This window comes from Streptomyces coerulescens, assembly GCF_042657965.1.
Taxonomy (GTDB): Bacteria; Actinomycetota; Actinomycetes; order Streptomycetales; family Streptomycetaceae; genus Streptomyces; species Streptomyces coerulescens.
The window spans coordinates 1-610 of record NZ_JBHSKM010000037.1; the positions used below are offsets into that span (position 1 = coordinate 1).

Sequence of the window (610 nt, forward strand, 5' to 3'; positions counted from 1 at the left end):
ACCCGCAGCACGACCTTCCCGACGTGCTTCGCCTGCCCCAGCAGACGCAGCGCCTCCGGAGCCCTCCCCATGTCGAACACCGTCACAGGGTTCGGACGCAGCGCACTCTGCTCGAACAGCTCCAACAGCGCGGCGAACATCTCGGCGATCCGGTCCGGACCGGCGTCCATCAGGTCGAACGAGCGGTACGACACCCCGTACTCGGCGCGCACCTCCTCCGCACCACGGATATCGGTCTTGCCCATCTCCACGAACCGGCCACCCGGCCGCACCAACCGCAACGACGCATCCACGAACTCACCCGCCAGCGAGTCCAGCACCACATCCACACCCGACCCGAACCGCTCCTCGAACTCCGTCGTCCGAGACGAGGCGATCCGCTCATCGGGGACCCCGAGTCCCCGCACCACCGGCCACTTCGGCTCACTCGCCGTCCCATACACCTCAGCACCCAGATGCTGAGCCAACTGCACCGCCGCCATCCCCACACCACCAGCCGCGGCATGGACCAGCACCGACTCCCCCGACCGCACCCCCGCCAGATCCACCAAGGCGTAATAGGCGGTCAGGAACACGATCGGCACCGACGCCGCCTGCTCGAACGACCACC

At 68.0% G+C, this 610-nt stretch carries 1 protein-coding gene; it reads right to left on the reverse strand.

Annotated elements, in window-relative coordinates:
- Positions 1 to 610 (reverse strand): zinc-binding dehydrogenase (locus ACFPQ9_RS35110; RefSeq protein ID WP_380862505.1); only part of this gene is annotated, 610 nt, incomplete at both ends.